This is a genomic window from Paenibacillus terrigena DSM 21567 (assembly GCF_000374845.1).
GTDB lineage: Bacteria > Bacillota > Bacilli > Paenibacillales > Paenibacillaceae > Paenibacillus_K > Paenibacillus_K terrigena.
The window spans coordinates 319056-336926 of the sequence record NZ_KB895412.1; the positions used below are offsets into that span (position 1 = coordinate 319056).

The following is a 17871-nucleotide window of genomic DNA, read 5'->3' on the forward strand; positions in this document are numbered from 1 at the left end:
ATCGGTGGAGGTCAAGGAGGCGGCATCGGTGGAGGTCAAGGAGGCGGCATCGGTGGAGGTCAAGGAGGCGGCATCGGTGGAGGTCAAGGAGGCGGTACAGGTGGAAGCCAAGGAGGCGGCACAGGTGGAAGCCAAGGAGGCGGCACAGGTGGAGGCCAAGGAGGCGGCATCGGTGGAGGTCAAGGAGGCGGTACAGGCGGAGGCCAAGGAGGCGGCATGGGCGGCGGCCAAGGCTCCAATCAAGCCCCTAACCAAGCACCCAATAATGGCAAGAAGAACACAGCGCCTAAAGTACAAGAAAAGCCTGACAACAGCAATATTAGCAAAGATAACAGCAATATCGGTAAGGATAACAGCAATATCGGCAAAGATAACAGCAATATCGGTAAAGACAATAGTAATATTGGCAAAGATAACAGCAATACCGGTAAAGACAACGGCAATACTGGTAAAGACAATAGCAATATCGGTAAAGACAACGGTAAAATCGGGGATGAGGATTAAATCGTCTTCGGTAATCAGAGCGCCTTACCCCTCATGGGGAGGGCGTTCTTTGTATTTAATCTGCACTGCTTCCGCCGCTATCTCCGCTACTGCCGCTATCCCCGCCGCTATGGCCCAGTGAACTGCCACTATCATTTGGGGAGCTATCATGGTTATGATCGAAGTTCGTACTGCTAGAGTCCGCATAGAAATGGGAGCTCGAATATTCACTGCCTTCACTCGGTCTTTGCGATCCACGTTTGGCAATGATGACGATGATGAATACAACGAATGCCAATAAGATCAAGATGATCAGGTTATTCATAGGGAACACTTCCTTTTTTGCAATAATCACATTGTTATGAAGGATTATACCATTCTCGCTGAGATTCGCGGTGTAAAATTCTGTATTCGTTAGAATCGTAAAAATATGATGAATAGACTTGACTTCATAAGACAAATCCCTTAATATTCCAATAAATGAAAATGAATCTAAAAGCGAAGAAGAGAAAGAGTACCAATGGCGATGTCTCTGAACAGAGAGCTCCGGCAAGCTGAGAAGGAGCAGGGAATAACCTTGGGAATATGGTCTCAGAGCTGCGCATCGAATCCCCGCTTGGGGATGTAGGCTGCGCCGGGTCCTGCACCCGTTACCGTGCTAGGGTATAACCGCTGCTTGCTTGGCGCCGTACCCGAAGAGGTGACTGCTGGAAGGCAGGAATGAAATTGGGTGGTACCGCGTGAGTTGAACTCTCGTCCCTTTGTGGATGAGGGTTTTTTTGCGTTTTCTAAGAAAAAGGAGGCATGAAAGATGGAGTATGTATTTATTGGCGGGGCATGGCCTTATGCGAACGGTGATCTGCACCTCGGGCGCCTCTCGAGCCTGCTGCCGGGTGATGTGCTCGCGCGTTATTACCGTGCGAGGGGGAAGAAGGTCCTTTATGTATCGGGCAGTGATTGCCATGGGACGCCGATTGCGGTGCAAGCGGCGAAGGAAGGCATAGAACCGCAGGTAATCGCCGATCGTTACCACAGGCAATTCATTGAATGCTTTGCTAAGCTAGGTGTCTCTTACGACTGGTATACGCGTACAGATCAGGCTGGTCATCATCATGTTGTGCAAGAGGTATTCTTAGCACTTCTGCGAAAAGGAATTCTGTATCGTAAGACGGTCCAGCAGACCTACTGTGAGACGGATCATCGATTCCTGCCCGATCGATATGTCGAAGGGACTTGTCCGGTATGCGGTAGCACTGCGAGAGGAGATCAATGCGATGTCTGCTCGACACTGCTCGATCCAGCGGATTTGCTGGATCGTACTTGTAAGCTATGCGGTAATTCCCCTGTGGAGCGGGCAACGGAGCATTATTATTTCGAGCTCTCGAAATTCCAAGAAGAGCTCACCTTATACGCCCAACATGCCACGGGATGGCGAGATAATGCGGTGCAGATGACGCAGCGGTACTTCAATGAAGGGTTGCAGGATCGAGCCGTAACAAGAGATTTGGATTGGGGGATCGAGGTTCCTGTGCAAGGGTTCGAAGAGAAGAAGATTTATGTCTGGATCGAGGCAGTCTGCGGCTATTTGTCAGCGAGTAAGCAGTGGGCGAACGAGACCGGAAATCGCTGGGAACCGTACTGGATCGAAGGAGAAGGGGACGTGCTCGCCTATTATGTACATGGCAAAGATAACATACCGTTTCATTCCGTTATTTGGCCGGCGTTATTACGAGGCGTTGGTGATCTCCATTTGCCGGATCGGATCATTTCGAGCGAGTACATGACACTTGAAGGAAGAAAGTTCTCGACGAGCCGGAATTGGGCGATATGGGTACCTGATATGCTGCAACGGTATTCAGCAGATTCTATTCGCTATTTCCTTATTGCTAATGGTCCGGAGCGACGAGATACAGATTTCTCTTGGCGGGAGTTCATTTATAGCCATAATGGCGAGCTGCTAGGTGCCTTCGGCAATTTAGTGAACCGTACGCTCGCATTCATTCAGAAATCGTTCGATGCGCACGTTCCAGCCGGGCACATGGATCCAACGTGGAGAGAGGCGCTCGAAGAACTTTACCAACAATCTGGAACAGGCATTGAGGAAGCTCGATTCAAGGAATCCCTGGATCTCATCTTCGCCCACATTCGTCGTGCGAATAAATACTTCGATGAACGCAAACCCTGGGTGCAGGTCAAGGAAAACCGATCGGCGTGCAGCGATACATTATATACTTGCACACAAATCATCGCGAACCTTGCGAATTTGCTACAGCCGTTTATTCCTTTTGCCTGTGATAAGATTAGAGAATTCTTGTCGCTTAAGGATCCAGTCTGGCAGTGGATCTCAGTTCCGGACAATCAATGGATACAGAATCTCGAATTATTGTTTGAACGCATCGATATCCGTCAGATCGAAGAAGAGACGCGTCTTCTCAGCCAGCAGTCATTCTAAAAGCCTGACACTTTGTTAAATTATTACATTGTGTGCTTGAGATGTTCTTGTTACAATGTACAGCGAGATGTGAGATCTATACACATTTTGGGCGGGCGAGGGGTTTTACGAAGAAGAAGGTTCACCAAATGATTCAAAAATGGTTTCGTCTACAGGAACACGGTACGAACGTAACCCAAGAGATCATGGCGGGGATCGTCTCATTTTTTACAGTAGTCTATATTATTGTCGTCAATGCGTCGATTCTCGCGGATGCGGGGATTCCTTTTGAAATGGGCGTTGCGGCGACAGTATTTACATCGTTTATAGGTTGTCTCATGGTCGGTTTCTGGGCAAATACCCCGAATGTGCTTGTACCCGGTATGGGTGTGAATGCATTATTCACGTACACGATTGTACAAGGTATGGGGTTACCCTGGCAGGAAGCGTTGGCCGCCGTCTTCATTTCGGGCTTGGTGGTTACGGCCATTTCATTCACGTCTTTAACGGATTTGATTGCCAAGGCGATCCCGAATTCGCTGAAACATGCGATTACGGTTGGGATCGGGTTCTTGCTCACGTTCATTGGGATGGAAAAAGGCGGCTTGATCGTCTCTGGTAAGAGCACGCTCTTGGCGCTAGGCAGTTTTTCCGACCCGCACGTACTTCTGACGCTGGCCTCACTTGGGATTACGCTCTTCTTGTTCGTGCGTAATGTCCGGGGGAATCTGTTGATCGGTATCGCACTTGGCACAGCGCTTGCAGCGTTGTTCGGCGGACTGAATACAGGTTCTGGAGGTGAAACGGCCCTATCCCTTGCGGATTATGGTTCGTTCATCGGTGCAATGTCCTTCGACAGCATCGGTTCAATCGTCTTCTGGGTCGCGGTATTCTCGCTCATCTTGGTCGTCTTGTTCGAGAATGTCGGCTTGATTCATGGTCAGATGGAAATGATCAAGCGTCCTGACAAGTTCAAGCGTACGTTCCAAGCTAGTGCGGTATCTGCCGTGAGTGCTGGTCTGCTCGGTACGAGTCCGACGATTTCTTCGGTGGAGTCAGCAGCGGGGATTTCGGCTGGCGGGAGAACAGGATTAACCTCCATTACGACAGGGGTTCTGTTCCTTAGCTCGATCGCGGTCATTCCGCTCATCAAGATGATTCCGAGCTCCGCGATTGCGCCGGTGTTGATGATTATCGGAGGGCTAATGATCCAGGGCATTCGGGAGATCAAATTCGACGATATGACGGATTGGTTCCCAGCGTTTCTGACGATTGCAGCGATTCCGCTCACCTCGAGTATCGTGGATGGAATGGCATTCGGCTTCATCGCGTATCCACTCCTTAAGATCGCAACAGGCAAATGGAAGAGTGTTGGCATCGTATCCTACGTGATCGCAATGCTGTTTGTTATGAATTTTGTGCTTCATACTGCAGGTTAATGGAATAAGAAGTAGATGGTAAAGCCGCCTTCGTCAGAGGGCGGCTTTGCTGTGTTCGCAGCAGCTTGGAGTTAAAAGAAAAAGCACACCGGAACGATTAAGTCCTGGTGTGCTTTATTCGTTATCCCGCTTGGGATGTTTCTTTTCGCATTTCCTCCGCTGCAAGTGTTCGAAGACGATCATAGGTATACAGGCTGGTGCCTAGCATTTACTATTCTTGGCGCTCTGGATCGCGATCCGGGGCAGGCTGCTCCGGTGCATCTGCGTCTACAGGCTCAGAATCAACGGACTTGCTGTGCACGTGATCCGTACTTTCTTCCGAGGAGGGAGTGACGGCAATCGGCTCCTCAGCCACATAAATTTCTTCTTTAAACGGGTTGCCGCAATGACTGCAGAATTTTGCCTCGTAAGGAGCGGCTTCTCCACAGGAACAGAGTTTTTCTCCTTTGACACGCGCGAGTTCTTGTTCTAACGCTACAATTTGGATTTCTAAGTCGGAAATTTCACGGCATAGCCCCTTCATACGCCCTTCAGCGTCATCCATTGAAGTGGATGTGACGGTACTCATCCCGGATGCACGGTACACGAGTTCACCGAGCTGCTCATAGTGCTCCTGAATATCTTTGCGTTTGGACGCAATCTGGGTGTACAGCTTCGTGTACTCTACTGTTTGCTGTGCTTTATCTTTCACTTGGTTCAGACCGGATTTCATTTTATCGAATATGCTCATGGCTATTCCTCCTCTAAATACATACAGGTCGTGCATTTCCCTTATTATCCCATGCAGCAGTAGTCAGGGCAATAGAAGGACGAGCTGGCTACACGAAAAAAGACTGCCGTTCACCGAGGAGCTTCGTGGTGAATGACAGTCATTAGCGTAGACTTCATTATTCGGAGCCAGTCCGTAGATGGCCTGATCGAGCGACCTTGGTCTCCAGGTACCGCTCATTGAATTCGGACACATCACCCCAGAGAGGAACGCGTCCAGATAGGTTCGCGCCAGATTGCTGCAAAGCCTGCAGCTTTCTTGGGTTGTTCGTAATGAGTGTAACCGGTTTGGAACGCAAGGATTGAAGCACGAGAATCGCTTCTTCATAATTTCGTGAGTCATCGGAGAATCCAAGCTGTAGGTTCGCTTCAACCGTATCGAGCCCTTCTTCCTGCAGCAAGTAGGCTAGGGCTTTGCTGAAGAGTCCAATACCGCGTCCTTCATGATTCGCAAGATAGAATAGCGCGCCAGCGCCTCGCTTCACGATCATCTGCATCGATTGACGGAGCTGGAAGCCACAGTCGCATCGTTTACTTCCGAAGATATCGCCTGTATGGCAAATGCTGTGGAATCGAATGATGGCATCATCCGCATGTTCGAAATCGCCGTAGACAAGTACACTGGATTGCTGCATCTCTGCAAGTGAAGCTTGCGATAACCGAGCTACCAGGGCTTCAATCGGAAGCTCTTGTCCCGGGGTCGTATTCGGCAGTGCATCACTAGGCACCCAGCAATACCACTGAAAAATATGCGTCTCCCCATGTAGATTCACCGGCAGCTTGATTGGGCCGGCCAAATAGAGGGACTGGTTGGTATCTTGTATATAACGGACTTTATGCTTCAACACATCTGTGATTTTTTTGGATATAGTCATATCGCGTCGCTCCTAATTTTCAATCTTACTTATTGGTTACTTAATGTAAGTAAGTATATTATTAAAACCAAGTTGAGTCAATGGATTTAACGTTGGATGATTTTGTGCGGCGACTCTACTTTGCTACTTCTTAGTATAGTGATATAAGTCACAGGGAGCAAATAGGTGAATTGTGGTTCTTTTAATGCCAATTGGGGTACGTTAATGCGAGTGGTGTTCAAATGAAGAACAGATGTAGGAGGATTGCAGATGCAGAAGGCGCATTGGGCAGACCGTGCCGAACGGCTTACAGGCCAGTCATGGCTGCTGCTCGCGGTAAACGCATTGTTCGTGATTGCGAGCAGTCTATCGGGAACCTTCCTCGGTGTATACCTTTGGAAAGCAAGTCATAATTTTGCGGCGATCGGCTGGTTTACGCTCTTGACCCATTTGTGTATGGCGCTGACATTCTGGATTGCAGGGTATGTGGTGAAGAAAGGCTATTCCTTATTATGTTTTCGAATAGGGATTGCCCTCTCCGCGGGTTTCTATGCGATTGTCTTGCTTCTCGGGACGTCTGCCGTTCACTATATTTGGCTGTTAGGGCTTGTGCAAGGGCTTGCTACCGGGCTATTCTGGCTTGTGTTTAATGTAATTTATTTCGAGGTGACAGAACCCGATACACGGGATCGATTTAATGGTTGGATGGGGATATTCGGTGCGATTGCGGGGATGGTTGCACCTTGGTGCTCGGGGCTTCTGATTTCGCATATGAACGCAGAGCGTGGTTACCGTATGGTGTTCATGATCTCACTCGGTACCTTCATCGCCGGGGTTGTCGTTAGCTTATGGCTGCGTCAGCGGCGAACAGAGGGAGTCTACGAATGGAGACTGCCTGCCCGTATTCTGCAGACGAAGGGGACACCGTGGCGATCTATTCTCGGAGCACTGGCGGCGCAAGGATTCCGTGAATCTGTATTCGGAGTTATGATAGGTCTGCTCGTGTACATCCAGACAGGGAGTGAGATGAAGCTCGGTAACTTCACATTGATTACATCGGCGATTGCTTTCATCAGTTTCTATTTCGTGGGCAAATGGATTAAGCCGTCTTGGCGGAGCCCGGCCATGCTCCTGGGTACCGTGGCGCTGATCGTGGTGATTCTACCGTTCTTCTTCGGCATGAGCTACATGACGATGCTGATCTTCGGGATTGGGACTTCACTCTTTATTCCGCTCTATACGGTCCCCATGACCTCGGCGGTCTTCGACTTAATTGGACAGAACGAGGAGAGTGTGCGGCAGCGGGAGGAGTATATCGTGCTTCGCGAGTTGGGGCTGAGTGCGGGGCGTATCGTGAGCATGCTTCTATTTATTGTGACGGTATCTGTCAGTCAAGATCCGCTCGTCTTGAACATTCTGCTTCTTGTCGTGGGCAGTGCCCCCTTCGTATGTTGGTTATGTATGCGGGGATATCTCCGTTCAATGGCGGGGCAGAGAGAGAAGATGCCACGGAGAGAAGTTACTCGGTGAGGATTGTGGCAAGTATGGTACAGGCATCGAAGTGGATTAATGAAAGGAGTGGGATTGCCGCCACTCCTTTTTCTGTGGGGTGGGATGATTACGGATTGTGGATCGCAGGCTTATTGACCAATCCACGGCCAATCAGATTGGCGGAGATAGGTTTCTTCCCGATTTCTCTTGCCCATACGGATAATTGGCCCATATGATGGATCTCATGTGCGATAATATGGCGCGTGATTTCACCCCAGGTATCTGTCATGATGCTTCCATCCGGTCGTGTGTCTTGGAAAATCCGATTCTCCATCTGCTCGTTCCAGGCACTTACGAACTCGATCACCTCGGGGCGGAATACGGCTTCCAGCTCACGTACGCGTGCAATGCTCTGATAGTCATCGAAGCTTTCTTGGAAATCCGGTCTTCCTTGCATGGCGCGAATCCAGCTCCACTCGACATCGATGATATGGAAGAGTGTATGTAGAATACCTCCTACGCCACCGGTCCGAACTTTCAACAGCTCATCCAGCGGAACATCTTCACACCAGCGGAACCAATCGTCCCGAACTTGCCAATTGTATTCGAATAATGTTTTCAAGGTGATCCCTCTTCTCTCTGAGTAAGTTCCAGTTCTATCCTTTTAGTATACGGGAATATGTCCTGAACGTGGTTAGAATTTAAATGACTTGTAAAAATTGTTCAGCCCTCTTATCGGTGAGGGAAAATCAGGATATAATAATTTGAGATGGGACGGCTTGTCCGACCTATACAATGCTGCGAAAAGAGGATGAGGAGTAGTATGAATATTGCACCTTATATCAATCTGGATGGTCAATGTGCAGATGCCGTTGCATTCTATGAGAAGGCACTGCAAGCGAAAGTCAAAGGAATCATGCGTTTTGGCGATATGCCAAATGAAGAGCACCCGATCCCTGATGAAGCTAAAAATCGTGTGATGCATGCTGCGATAGAGATTGATGGCCATACTATCATGTTCTCAGATACTTTCCCTGGACAGCCATTTACATATGGAGATCAGCTGAGTATTGCGATCGTATCCAATGATATGGAACGATTGAAGTCGATCTATCATGCACTCGCAGATGGTGGACAGGTGATCATGGAACTGCAGAAGACGTTCTGGAGCCCGCTGTATGGCATGGTGAAGGACAAGTTCGGTATCCAGTGGCAGCTTAACGGCGAAGAGTGTAAAGAATAGTAGCATAAGAACATATAGGATAAGGAGAGGTGTCTCGCGCGCAGCGGGTGCCTCTTTTTTGTGCGTGCCAATCAAAAGGGATGCCTCTGTAACGACCTTTGCAGGTTTACAGGAGGCATCCCTTTTGTATGCGGTGTGTTCCGTTTACACGTAAGATCTCTTGCGGAAGAAGAGAAGCGCTGCACCACCGAGGATGAGCAGCATCGCAAGGATCGGTTGGCCTGTGGATAGTTTGCTTAAGATGGAACCGATCGTGAAGACCACGAAGAAGATCAAAGATAGTGCGAGTAGAATATTGATCGGAATGAGCAGATATTTGTTCCGGCTGCCCATCCAATAGAATTCGAACAATCCGACGGCAGGCGCGAGAATAAATCCTGGCCACATGATGCCCCAGCTGTCGAACAGCATGGAGATCTGACATACAATCCCTACGGTCATTAGAATCCCGCCCGGGATTAATAATCCAACCCCTCGGCGATCTGTTACGGAGAAATACAGCCAATGCAGGAATACACCAATCGGGATGATGAACATGGTAGGCCAGAAGTATTTGAATATCGTGCCCGTACCCCAAGATTCTCCGCCGCTTGTTACGAGCAGAATCCCGAGAACAATCAGAATGCCGCCCATTAGCCAATTTCGGTTCATTTTTCGTTCGCTCCTTATCATTTCGTACATGTCGTTGATTCTCATCTTAGCATGGGGGTCCCGTATTGTCCTCAGACTGGGGAGCGAAGGAACACTAGACCAAAGTCTAGGTTCGTTAATGCTGAGGATTCTTGAACTTATCCATCTGAATGGCAGTATCGATCGATGATTCAATGGACAAGATGCCGAGTACGGTAACGATACTAAATAGGATGCCGTAGAGCACGGTCTGGAAGGAAAATCCGAACATAGCTACGCAAGCGCCCCATTCCAAGACGACTGCAACCGTACTGAAGATAAGCTTCGTTTTCTTATTCATGAGATCATTCTCCTCTCCGTAATAATATTTACCTTATTTTAACAGTGGTTAGGGAGTTGTTACAAGGAAATGTTCATAGAACGTTCAATAAAATAGGGGTTGAAATGACAAAAATCACTAGCTATAATAAACTCATTCGAGACGAAAGTGAACGGGTGTTTACTAATGCAGTATTTAAAAGATGACGTCAAAAACAATATTCTTCGCGCAGCCTTGTCCGAATTTCTGGGGCATGGTTACATGAACGCGTCCATGCGTCAGATTGCGAATACGGCAGGCATTACACCGGGGAATATTTATCGATATTTCAAGAGTAAGGAAGATCTTCTTCACGAGCTGCTGCATCCTACATACGAGCAGTTCCTGCAATACCTCGCGGAGATTCAGCTGAATATTGAGCAGACCTGTACGAATGAGAATACGGATCCGATCGATTATATCAACATGATCCAGAATACATTGCTGGAGCTAATCAAAGAATCGAGCAGTGAGTTCCGGATTATGCTGAATTTAAGTGCGGGATCGAAGTATGAGCATGTGAAGCAGGATTTGATCGAATTTGTCATCCAGATTATCGAGAAGTTCTTCTTAGCGGCACGAGATTTGTCAGGACCATCTCTAGTGGAATTGAAAGACACGATTCGCATGATTTCATCCACCCTTATTGAAGGGGTATGTATGATCCTGCGCGATCATGAAGATGGGGCTACGGTTCAAAGGTTGGCAAATGAATTGTTGCACATTTACTCGGCTGGGATTTGCCAGAGACTCGGCCAGTAATTTTTTTGTTCTAAAAATGAACAGGCGTTCATTAACCTTTTAATGGATAGGGAGTGTGGAGAGAGATGATGAACAAAATTATTAAGTGGCGCTGGGGAATTCTTGCGGCATGGCTTGTTGTGACGGCACTGCTCGTCGCGTTCCAGCCAGATGTCAATGCGATTCTACGGCAGAGAGGTCAAGATCCGCTCACTGATGACAGCCCCTCGAAAGTGGCGGGCGCCCTGCTTAAAGAAATGAGTGGTGGCGGTACATCGCGGAGCAATATTATCGTCTTCCATACGGATCAGAAGATGACCGATGCCGAGATGAAGCAGATTGAGCAGGGCGTCGCTGATTTAACGGCCAAGAAGTCTGAGTTGGGACTTGAGAATATTCTAGATCCGTTCTCCATGCCAGATGCGAAATCATCCTTGATCTCGGACAATCAGACGACGCTCATGGTGAGCTTCGAGTTGGATCGCAAAGGGCGAGAGATCAAGGATATTAAGAATGAATTCGATCATGTGTTGAAGGGGATGGATGTCCCTTACTATTTGACAGGCGAGGATTTCATTCAAGAGGACTATATCAAAGCGTCGGAATCCGGCGTGGAGAAGAGTGCGATTCTAACGGTGGCTTTCATTCTGCTCGTCTTGATCGCCATGTTCCGATCGGTATTGATTCCATTTATTTCGCTCTTGCTCGTGGGCGTCTCCTACTTAGTCTCCATGGGGATCGCGTCACAAGTCATTGATAAGCTGAACTTCCCGGTGACGAGCATTACGCAGATGCTGCTCATCATGATCTTGTTCGGGATTGGCACGGACTATAACATCCTGTTGTTCAATCGGTTCAAGGAAGAGCTGGCACATGGACGTTCGACGAACGAAGCGATTATCGTCTCCTACCAGACGGCCGGGAAGACGATCTTCTATAGTATTCTGACCGTGTTCATTGCTTTTGCCGGACTTAGCTTCTCGAGCTTCGGGATCTATAAATCGGCGAATGTGGTCGCGATTGGGACGGCGGTGTTGGTCCTTGAGATTATGACATTGACGCCGTTCTTCATGAAGACGCTTGGTGTGAGGTTGTTCTGGCCTTCGAAGAACAGAGATGGACATAAAGAGAGCAAGTTCTGGGCGAAGCTGACGGGTATGTCGGTACGTCATCCGATTATTACGACAGTGATCATTATTGCGCTGATGATTCCTGTGCTCTTAACGAGCGGACAGAAGCTGTCCTTCGACCAATTGAAGGAGCTAGGTAATGGTTACCCTTCTACCCAGGGGTTCAATATTGTAGCGGAGAATTTCAGCCGCGGTCAAGCGCTGCCGACGACCGTTGTCCTGAAGAGTGATCAGGCATTAGATAATAACGATAACCTTGCTGTGATCGATAAATTGACGGATAAAATCAAAGGGATTGAAGGTGTGAAGAAGGTTGCGAGTGTAACGCAGCCGCAGTCCAAACCGATTGATGAATTCTATATTAGTTCACAGTCGGAATCGGTTGCGGAAGGGATTTCGGCAACCAAGGATGGCGTTGACAAAATTCAAGACGGGATTCATCAGATGAACGAGAAACTGGTGAGTCCAGATTTCTCCGATGTCACGAAGTTGGCATCCGGAACAGGTGAGATCTATAACGGTTACAATCAGATTACGGGAGCGATGAATCAAGTCGCTGCAGGAATCGATCAGGGTGCGAATGGTGCAGATCAACTGAAGAAGGGGATTTCCCAGCTGAAGACAGGGATGAAATCTGTCTCGAGCTCGACAACGGAACTAAGCCAAGGGATCTCGCAATTACAGCAAGGATACGGTTCTCTAGCTGATGGATATACACAGCTTGAAGCGAAGCTTCCTGGCATCCAGCAAGGACTTGCTGGCATGAACGGGTTGATCGGTGGGCTGGGTGCGAAGTATAGCCAGGTGAGTGAAGACCAAGACTATGCGAAGTTGAAGCAGACTGGGGCATCCCTCGAATCCGGCGTTGCTCAGATGGTTGGCGGAATGCAGGAACTGAACAAGAATTATGGGCAGCTGAATACTTCCTTCGCCAAAGCTTCCGCAGGACTCCAGCAAGTTGCGGCTGCACAGACACAGATGGCATCGGGGATGGATGAGCTCGAGTCAGGCGCTTCAGCGCTTGCGAGCGGCTTGCATAAAGGAGCTGCCGGCAATCGTCAAATTACGGCGAATATGAAGAAGCTTAATGATGGGCTTGCGAAAATTCAAGATGGACAGAAGAAGCTGGGCGTAGGGCTTACCAGCTTATCCGACGGCATGTCCCAATTGAAGGATGGCCTTGGTAAGAGTGGCAACGGTCTTGGAGATATCTCCGAAGGACTGGGTAAGACGGGCAATTTCATGACGGAGCTAAATAATGCGAAAACGTTCTTCATTCCGCGCGAAGCACTCACGAGCGAAGATTTCGGCAAAGCGGTAGATAACTTCATGTCGAAGGATCGTAAAATTACGAAACTGCTCGTTGTGCTTGATAATGACCCGTATTCCCAAGCGGCGCTAGGTACGATTGAGAAAATCAATGATGCCGTTGCGAGTACGTTGAAAGGAACGGTGCTCGCCAATGCACAGTTCGGCGCAGCGGGACCAAGCTCCACAACGTATGATGTGAACAATGCGCAGGTGGATTCCTTCAATAGTACAGCAATCATCGTTATTGTGGGAGTATTCCTCGTCTTGCTGCTTGTGATTCGTCAATTCTGGCCGGCGATTTATATCATTCTCTCGCTTGTTGCGTCCTATTATGTCGCGATGTCGGCATCGAACTTCATGACGGAATATATTCTGAAGGCGGATGGGGTATCGTCCTTCGTACCATTCTTCTCTTTCATTATCATCGTCGCGGTTGGCGTCGACTACAGTATCTTCCTCATGATGCGGTACAAAGAGTATGGTTCCATGGCACCGAGAGATGCCATCGTGCATGCAGCCAAAAATATCGGCGGCGTGGTCATCTCCGCTATGATCATCTTAGGCGGAACCTTTGCGACATTAATGCCATCCGGACTTGTTCTGCTTATTGAGCTAGCGACAGCGGTCATTGTAGGCTTGCTTGTCCTATGCTTCATCTTGCTGCCAATGCTGCTGCCAGCGCTGATGGTCCTTCCAGATGCGTTTAAGCGCAAGGGTGCGCGGGAGAAGGAGCAAGTGTATCAGAACTCGTTCGAATCATAAAATGAATATCTAAGAATGAAAAAAGTCTCCAGAGCCACGGCCCACGTGGTTTTGGAGACTTTTTTCGGTCAGAGGGCTATGCCGTCGGATGAGTCATCCCATGGCTTTTTTGACTTTTACAGATCGTGTTGAGTGGGCTAACGAATCGTATAATTCTTATTGACCGGAAAAATGGCGTTTTTTTAGGCTAACGAATCTGAGCAGCGCTATTGTGACTTTTTGGAGTGAATTTGCTCCTTATTATGCTGAATAGCGATTATGGAGTTCGTTACGATTTTAAATCGGCTCATTCGACACAAATAAGCGTTGCTGGATTCGTTAGCCATTTGTACACACTATTGGCGGAAATGATTCATAACCCAGTTGATGCCGTTGATGTGATCTGTGACTTCACCGTGCAGTGCTCCGAAGAATGTATCTTGCAGTTCAACGGTAGCTTGTCCGTTATCTGCTACTAATTTATCGTACATGCGGCGCATATCCGCTTCACTATCGATGTTCAGAATGACTTTGATGTTGTGGCCTTTTGGTACATGACCGCCATACGTACTGGAGAAATGCAGCAGGCTGTTTCCAATGTAGAGCTCTGCGTGTCTTAGAATACCTTGATGTTCATTGAGGACTTTCACCTCACCGCCGAATAGGCCTTGGTAATATTGTATGGATGCTTCGACATCTTCGACGACGAGAAATGGGCTTGCGCTTGTAATCATAAGAGGACTCCTCCTTCGCATTTAAGAAACCATTCGGTTTCGCTTTTTATTATATGAAACCTTTTGGTTGTATGTCAAATTGAAATTTCGATTGTGGTTAGACGAGCTGGGAAGTATACTTTGTGCAAGATCAAGAACAATGCAAGGAAAGGAACGAGGTGACAGAATGAGTACCGTCTACAAAAACTGTCAGAGCTGCGGGATGCCGATGTCTAGTGACGAGCGTGGCGGCGGATCGGAAGCAGATGGCACGAAGAGTACGATGTATTGCAGCCATTGTTATGAAAACGGGGCATTTACGCTGCCGAATATTACGCTAGATGAGATGCGTGAACGGGTGATCGGCAAGATGAAGGAATTCCATTTTCCAAGGTTTATTGGCAAGCTATTTACGCGCAACTTGCATCAACTGGAGCGGTGGAAGGGATAGAAGTGAAAAAGAAATGCCGTATTTTGCGGCATTTCTTTTCGTTTCATGGATTCTGCAAATCGGAAGAATTCTTCAATTGTAAAATCTTTTTTATTCAGGTATTCCTTGTTACCGAAGGTTATCTTATAATCTGCCTTCTTTTTGAAATCGCAACTCGTAACCGATGTGGGAATTTGTACGATAAAGAACCTTTGTTCCATCATGAAAAGTATGAAATTGATCGTGGAATCCTTTGTATTTCTCCAACGCTATCGTTGCGGGCATAATATAAATTTGGATGATCCCGTTTATAGCCGAGTTGTGATATCTTAGGACCAATCGCTGATGGATATGTTGAATTTCTCCGCTGAAATGGGTAATTTCAAAAGGGAAGTGAGCAGGCACATATATTTCTCTTTGGAATAACTGTTGGTAATCGTGGATGAGCTTCGCTTCGTCTACTAGCGGGTTGGCACCATCGAATACCGTTCGGATATTTGTGATTTTATTGTTCTCAACAGTTATCTCCCATATGAGGGCAAGCCGTTCACCACCTAACGTCTCATCTAGGAAATTCGCTGTCAGAACTTTGACATGCTTTAATGGAGAGTTAACCAATTGATAGCTAGTTATCGGACTATTTTCTCTGATTTCAGGAAGCGTCACTCCATATGACATATAAGATTGAGCTAGTGAATAGTCTTTCACACGTATTGCTTGAGCAAATTGCATAGATACATCTGTATTACGTGCTCCTGCTATTTCAATCGAGAGAAGCAGGCTTGCACATCCCATAAGTAACACAATCCATCTTTTCATCTTCATTTTCGTCACCCATGGTTACTATAACCAGAATGAAGATGGGATATTACCGCTCCCATATTTGCTCCAGATGATGCTCCAAGTGCTTCAGGTAGTCTTCAATAAGCCATTTCAACGTGACCATCTGTCCTTCGCCGATATCGCAGGTGTATATCAGCCTGTCTTCAGGAATGTGGGCAATAATGTTTACCACTTGCGTATTTAATGCAATCCATAGGTTCAAGATCTGTCCCATAGGCTGATTCTGATAATTCATGTGCTCCACCCATTGGTTCTGCGCATATTTAAGCACGACGTAGGGCTGAGGTTCATATTGTGCACGTACAAAACGCTGCATATTCGTTAGAGCAGAGTCGCACAGATGACCGAGGATTTCTTTTTTGGACCATTTGTGAGGTTGTGGTCGTATGGAAGATTTGAGTTCAGACAATGACTCGATCCTAACAGGAACTTCGGTAATCCAATGTTGTAATCTGTCTATTGTTGCTTTCATGTTTTTCCCTCTGTTTTTTGTTATTTTTGTGGTGCTTGTTCTTCAGGCGCCGGAAGGGCGACCGTAAATGTTGTTCCTTCTCCGAGCGCACTCTTCACCGTAATGCCCCCACCATGCATATCCACGATGCGTTTGACAATGGACAGACCAAGGCCGTTGCCGCCAATGTCCCGGTTTCGTGAGGTATCCGCTTTGTAGAATCGCTCGAAAATATGCTTCTGTGCCTTTAAATCAATCCCAATCCCCGTGTCTGTAATGTGTATGCGAGCAGGACCGTGACGGGGATCGTCGCTATCCACTCGTACAGTGATGAGTCCGTTTGCGGGTGTGAACTTGATGCTATTATGAATCAGATTGATCCATACCTGGCTCATCATCTCTTCATCCGCGATGACCATGCACTCAGGCATTTCCGCTTCGATCTCGATCTGCTTCTCCTGCCATTGCGGTTCACAGGCGAGGATCGTCGCTTTCAGCTGCAGATCAAGCCGATACGGCTTCGGATCAAAAGGGTGATGCTTCGACTCTAGCGACGTCAGCTTCAATAAGTTCTCGCTCAGCCTCGATAACCTCACGCTCTCCGTCTCAATGATGTCGAGATAATGCGCTCGCATGTCTGGCTCCAAATCCGTCCGTTGCAAAGCTCTTGCAAAGCCGCGAATAGAAGTGAGCGGGGATTGGATCTCATGCGAGACATTCGAGATAAATTCCTGCCGCATGTTCTCCAATTCATTCAATTGGATGGCCATATCATTGATGTTCATGATGATCCGTCCGAATTCGTCGTCTACTCGCTCTTGCGGGTTGATGTAGGCTGAGAAATCGCCCTTGGCAATTCGCTGCAGAGCTGTGATGACGAGGTTAAACGTCTTCTCGGACTTGCGCTTCGCATAGAAGGCGAGTGGGGTAGCGATCATGGCCATAATGATGAGAGCTGCCACTTGAATGAGAATAAAGCCCCAAAAAGGTGATGATGGCAGCGTAATATTCGTCCCACGCAGCCAATAATAGAGTCCATAAGCGGCCGCGCCGCTGCCGACGAAGAAGAGTAGAATTGTGATGCAAGCTTGCAGGATACGGAACCATATCTGCTCTCGAATGCGTTTGATCATGACTCGGCCTCAATCTCGAGACGATACCCAATGCCGCGTACTGTGCGAATGCGGAATCCATAGGCATCTTGCGGGAACCGATCCCGCAGACGATTCATATGCACATCGAGTGTCCTTTCATTCCCTTCAAAGTCATAGCCCCAAATGTCTTGGATCAGCTGTTCCCTTGTGAATGTCTTCTCCGGGTAACTCCCAAGCTTGAAGAGCAACTCGAATTCTTTGGGCGGCAGTGTGGTGGCCTCTCCGAGGCCATTTGTCACCTCAAGCGTATTGTGGTTGAGCTGCATTTTGCCCAAGGTAACCACGCGGGAAGCCGTAATCTGGTATCGCTTTAACAGCACCTTCACCCTTGCGACAAGCTCTAAGGGATCGAAGGGCTTGACGAGATAATCGTCTGTTCCTAGATCGAACCCCTTTAATTTCTGCGTTGTCTCTCCCTTCGCGGTCAACATGAGGAGCGGTATATCGTAGTGTCTCCGCAGTTCGCGGCACAACTCCCAGCCATCCATCTTCGGCATCATAATATCGAGAATCATCATATCGACTTTCGTGCGTTCAATCAGGTCAAGCGCTTCAAGACCATTCGTTGCTTCACAGGTCTGAAATCCCTCCTGCCGCAAGAACAGGCAGACTAGCTCACGAATATGCGCATCGTCATCGACGATCATAATGTTAGTCATG

General features: G+C 48.0%; 18 protein-coding genes, 1 pseudogene and 1 other annotated feature. Of the genes and pseudogenes, 8 read left to right on the forward strand and 11 right to left on the reverse strand.

The window, feature by feature from the left end; all coding sequences use genetic code 11:
* Window positions 1-504, forward strand: a pseudogene (locus C558_RS34560) (type VII secretion protein EsaA); the annotation flags it as partial.
* A 55-nt stretch (window positions 505-559) separates the two neighbouring features.
* On the opposite strand, the gene C558_RS33565 reads toward C558_RS34560, so the two are convergent.
* A complete protein-coding gene (locus C558_RS33565) occupies window positions 560-808 on the reverse strand; it encodes a hypothetical protein (RefSeq protein WP_040674239.1) in 249 nt (82 codons plus the stop codon).
* Window positions 809-975: 167 nt separating this feature from the next.
* Window positions 976-1247: a binding site (T-box leader), on the forward strand.
* Window positions 1248-1294: 47 nt separating this feature from the next.
* On the opposite strand from C558_RS33565, the gene metG reads away from it, so the two are divergent.
* Window positions 1295-2935 (forward strand): methionine--tRNA ligase, encoded by a 1641-nt coding sequence (gene metG / locus C558_RS0101520; RefSeq protein WP_018754445.1) that lies wholly within the window; start codon window positions 1295-1297, stop codon window positions 2933-2935.
* A gap of 128 nt (window positions 2936-3063) precedes the next feature.
* Window positions 3064-4353, forward strand: coding sequence for an NCS2 family permease (locus C558_RS0101525; protein ID WP_018754446.1), 1290 nt, complete (start codon window positions 3064-3066; stop codon window positions 4351-4353).
* 211 nt (window positions 4354-4564) lie between these two features.
* Here C558_RS0101525 and C558_RS30155 read toward each other — a convergent pair whose 3' ends face one another.
* Window positions 4565-5083, reverse strand: coding sequence for a hypothetical protein (locus C558_RS30155; RefSeq protein WP_018754447.1), 519 nt, complete (start codon window positions 5081-5083; stop codon window positions 4565-4567).
* A 157-nt stretch (window positions 5084-5240) separates the two neighbouring features.
* Window positions 5241-5996: a GTP cyclohydrolase II gene (locus C558_RS0101535; RefSeq protein WP_018754448.1), complete on the reverse strand. Its 756-nt coding sequence runs from the start codon at window positions 5994-5996 to the stop codon at window positions 5241-5243.
* A gap of 249 nt (window positions 5997-6245) precedes the next feature.
* Here C558_RS0101535 and C558_RS0101540 point away from each other — a divergent pair, with 249 nt between their 5' ends.
* The gene (locus tag C558_RS0101540) at window positions 6246-7505 is read left to right on the forward strand and encodes an MFS transporter (protein ID WP_018754449.1); all 1260 of its coding nucleotides are present in this window, start codon (window positions 6246-6248) and stop codon (window positions 7503-7505) included.
* Window positions 7506-7593: 88 nt separating this feature from the next.
* On the opposite strand, the gene C558_RS0101545 is transcribed toward C558_RS0101540, so the two are convergent.
* The gene (locus C558_RS0101545; protein WP_018754450.1) at window positions 7594-8088 is read right to left on the reverse strand and encodes a DinB family protein; all 495 of its coding nucleotides are present in this window, start codon (window positions 8086-8088) and stop codon (window positions 7594-7596) included.
* 201 nt (window positions 8089-8289) lie between these two features.
* Here C558_RS0101545 and C558_RS0101550 point away from each other — a divergent pair, with 201 nt between their 5' ends.
* Window positions 8290-8709 carry a VOC family protein gene (locus C558_RS0101550; RefSeq protein ID WP_018754451.1) on the forward strand — a complete coding sequence of 140 codons (420 nt, stop codon included), beginning with the start codon at window positions 8290-8292 and terminating at the stop codon, window positions 8707-8709.
* Window positions 8710-8853: 144 nt separating this feature from the next.
* Here C558_RS0101550 and C558_RS0101555 read toward each other — a convergent pair whose 3' ends face one another.
* Window positions 8854-9360, reverse strand: coding sequence for a vWA domain-containing protein (locus C558_RS0101555; protein WP_018754452.1), 507 nt, complete (start codon window positions 9358-9360; stop codon window positions 8854-8856).
* Between the two features lie 115 nt (window positions 9361-9475).
* The gene (locus C558_RS0101560; protein ID WP_018754453.1) at window positions 9476-9679 is read right to left on the reverse strand and encodes a hypothetical protein; all 204 of its coding nucleotides are present in this window, start codon (window positions 9677-9679) and stop codon (window positions 9476-9478) included.
* Window positions 9680-9844: 165 nt separating this feature from the next.
* Between C558_RS0101560 and C558_RS0101565 the strand changes: the two genes are divergently transcribed.
* Both C558_RS0101565 and C558_RS0101570 read left to right on the forward strand, forming a co-directional pair.
* Complete coding sequence (locus tag C558_RS0101565) at window positions 9845-10459, forward strand: TetR/AcrR family transcriptional regulator (protein ID WP_018754454.1); 615 nt, start codon at window positions 9845-9847, stop codon at window positions 10457-10459.
* A gap of 65 nt (window positions 10460-10524) precedes the next feature.
* Window positions 10525-13641, forward strand: a complete 3117-nt coding sequence (locus C558_RS0101570) for an MMPL family transporter (protein ID WP_018754455.1) — start codon at window positions 10525-10527, stop codon at window positions 13639-13641.
* Window positions 13642-13976: 335 nt separating this feature from the next.
* On the opposite strand, the gene C558_RS0101575 is transcribed toward C558_RS0101570, so the two are convergent.
* Window positions 13977-14351 carry a VOC family protein gene (locus C558_RS0101575; RefSeq protein WP_026263673.1) on the reverse strand — a complete coding sequence of 125 codons (375 nt, stop codon included), beginning with the start codon at window positions 14349-14351 and terminating at the stop codon, window positions 13977-13979.
* A 169-nt stretch (window positions 14352-14520) separates the two neighbouring features.
* Here C558_RS0101575 and C558_RS0101580 point away from each other — a divergent pair, with 169 nt between their 5' ends.
* The gene (locus tag C558_RS0101580) at window positions 14521-14784 is read left to right on the forward strand and encodes a zinc ribbon domain-containing protein (RefSeq protein WP_018754457.1); all 264 of its coding nucleotides are present in this window, start codon (window positions 14521-14523) and stop codon (window positions 14782-14784) included.
* A gap of 123 nt (window positions 14785-14907) precedes the next feature.
* Here C558_RS0101580 and C558_RS0101585 read toward each other — a convergent pair whose 3' ends face one another.
* The 4 genes from C558_RS0101585 to C558_RS0101600 are packed head-to-tail and all read right to left on the reverse strand — an operon-like array spanning window position 14908 to window position 17870.
* The gene (locus C558_RS0101585; protein WP_156825955.1) at window positions 14908-15582 is read right to left on the reverse strand and encodes a hypothetical protein; all 675 of its coding nucleotides are present in this window, start codon (window positions 15580-15582) and stop codon (window positions 14908-14910) included.
* A 49-nt stretch (window positions 15583-15631) separates the two neighbouring features.
* Complete coding sequence (locus tag C558_RS0101590) at window positions 15632-16078, reverse strand: DinB family protein (RefSeq protein WP_018754459.1); 447 nt, start codon at window positions 16076-16078, stop codon at window positions 15632-15634.
* Window positions 16079-16098: 20 nt separating this feature from the next.
* The gene (locus C558_RS0101595; protein WP_018754460.1) at window positions 16099-17190 is read right to left on the reverse strand and encodes a sensor histidine kinase; all 1092 of its coding nucleotides are present in this window, start codon (window positions 17188-17190) and stop codon (window positions 16099-16101) included.
* The gene (locus C558_RS0101600) at window positions 17187-17870 is read right to left on the reverse strand and encodes a response regulator transcription factor (protein WP_018754461.1); all 684 of its coding nucleotides are present in this window, start codon (window positions 17868-17870) and stop codon (window positions 17187-17189) included. Before C558_RS0101600 ends, C558_RS0101595 begins: the two co-directional genes overlap by 4 nt.
* Window position 17871 lies beyond the last annotated feature (1 nt).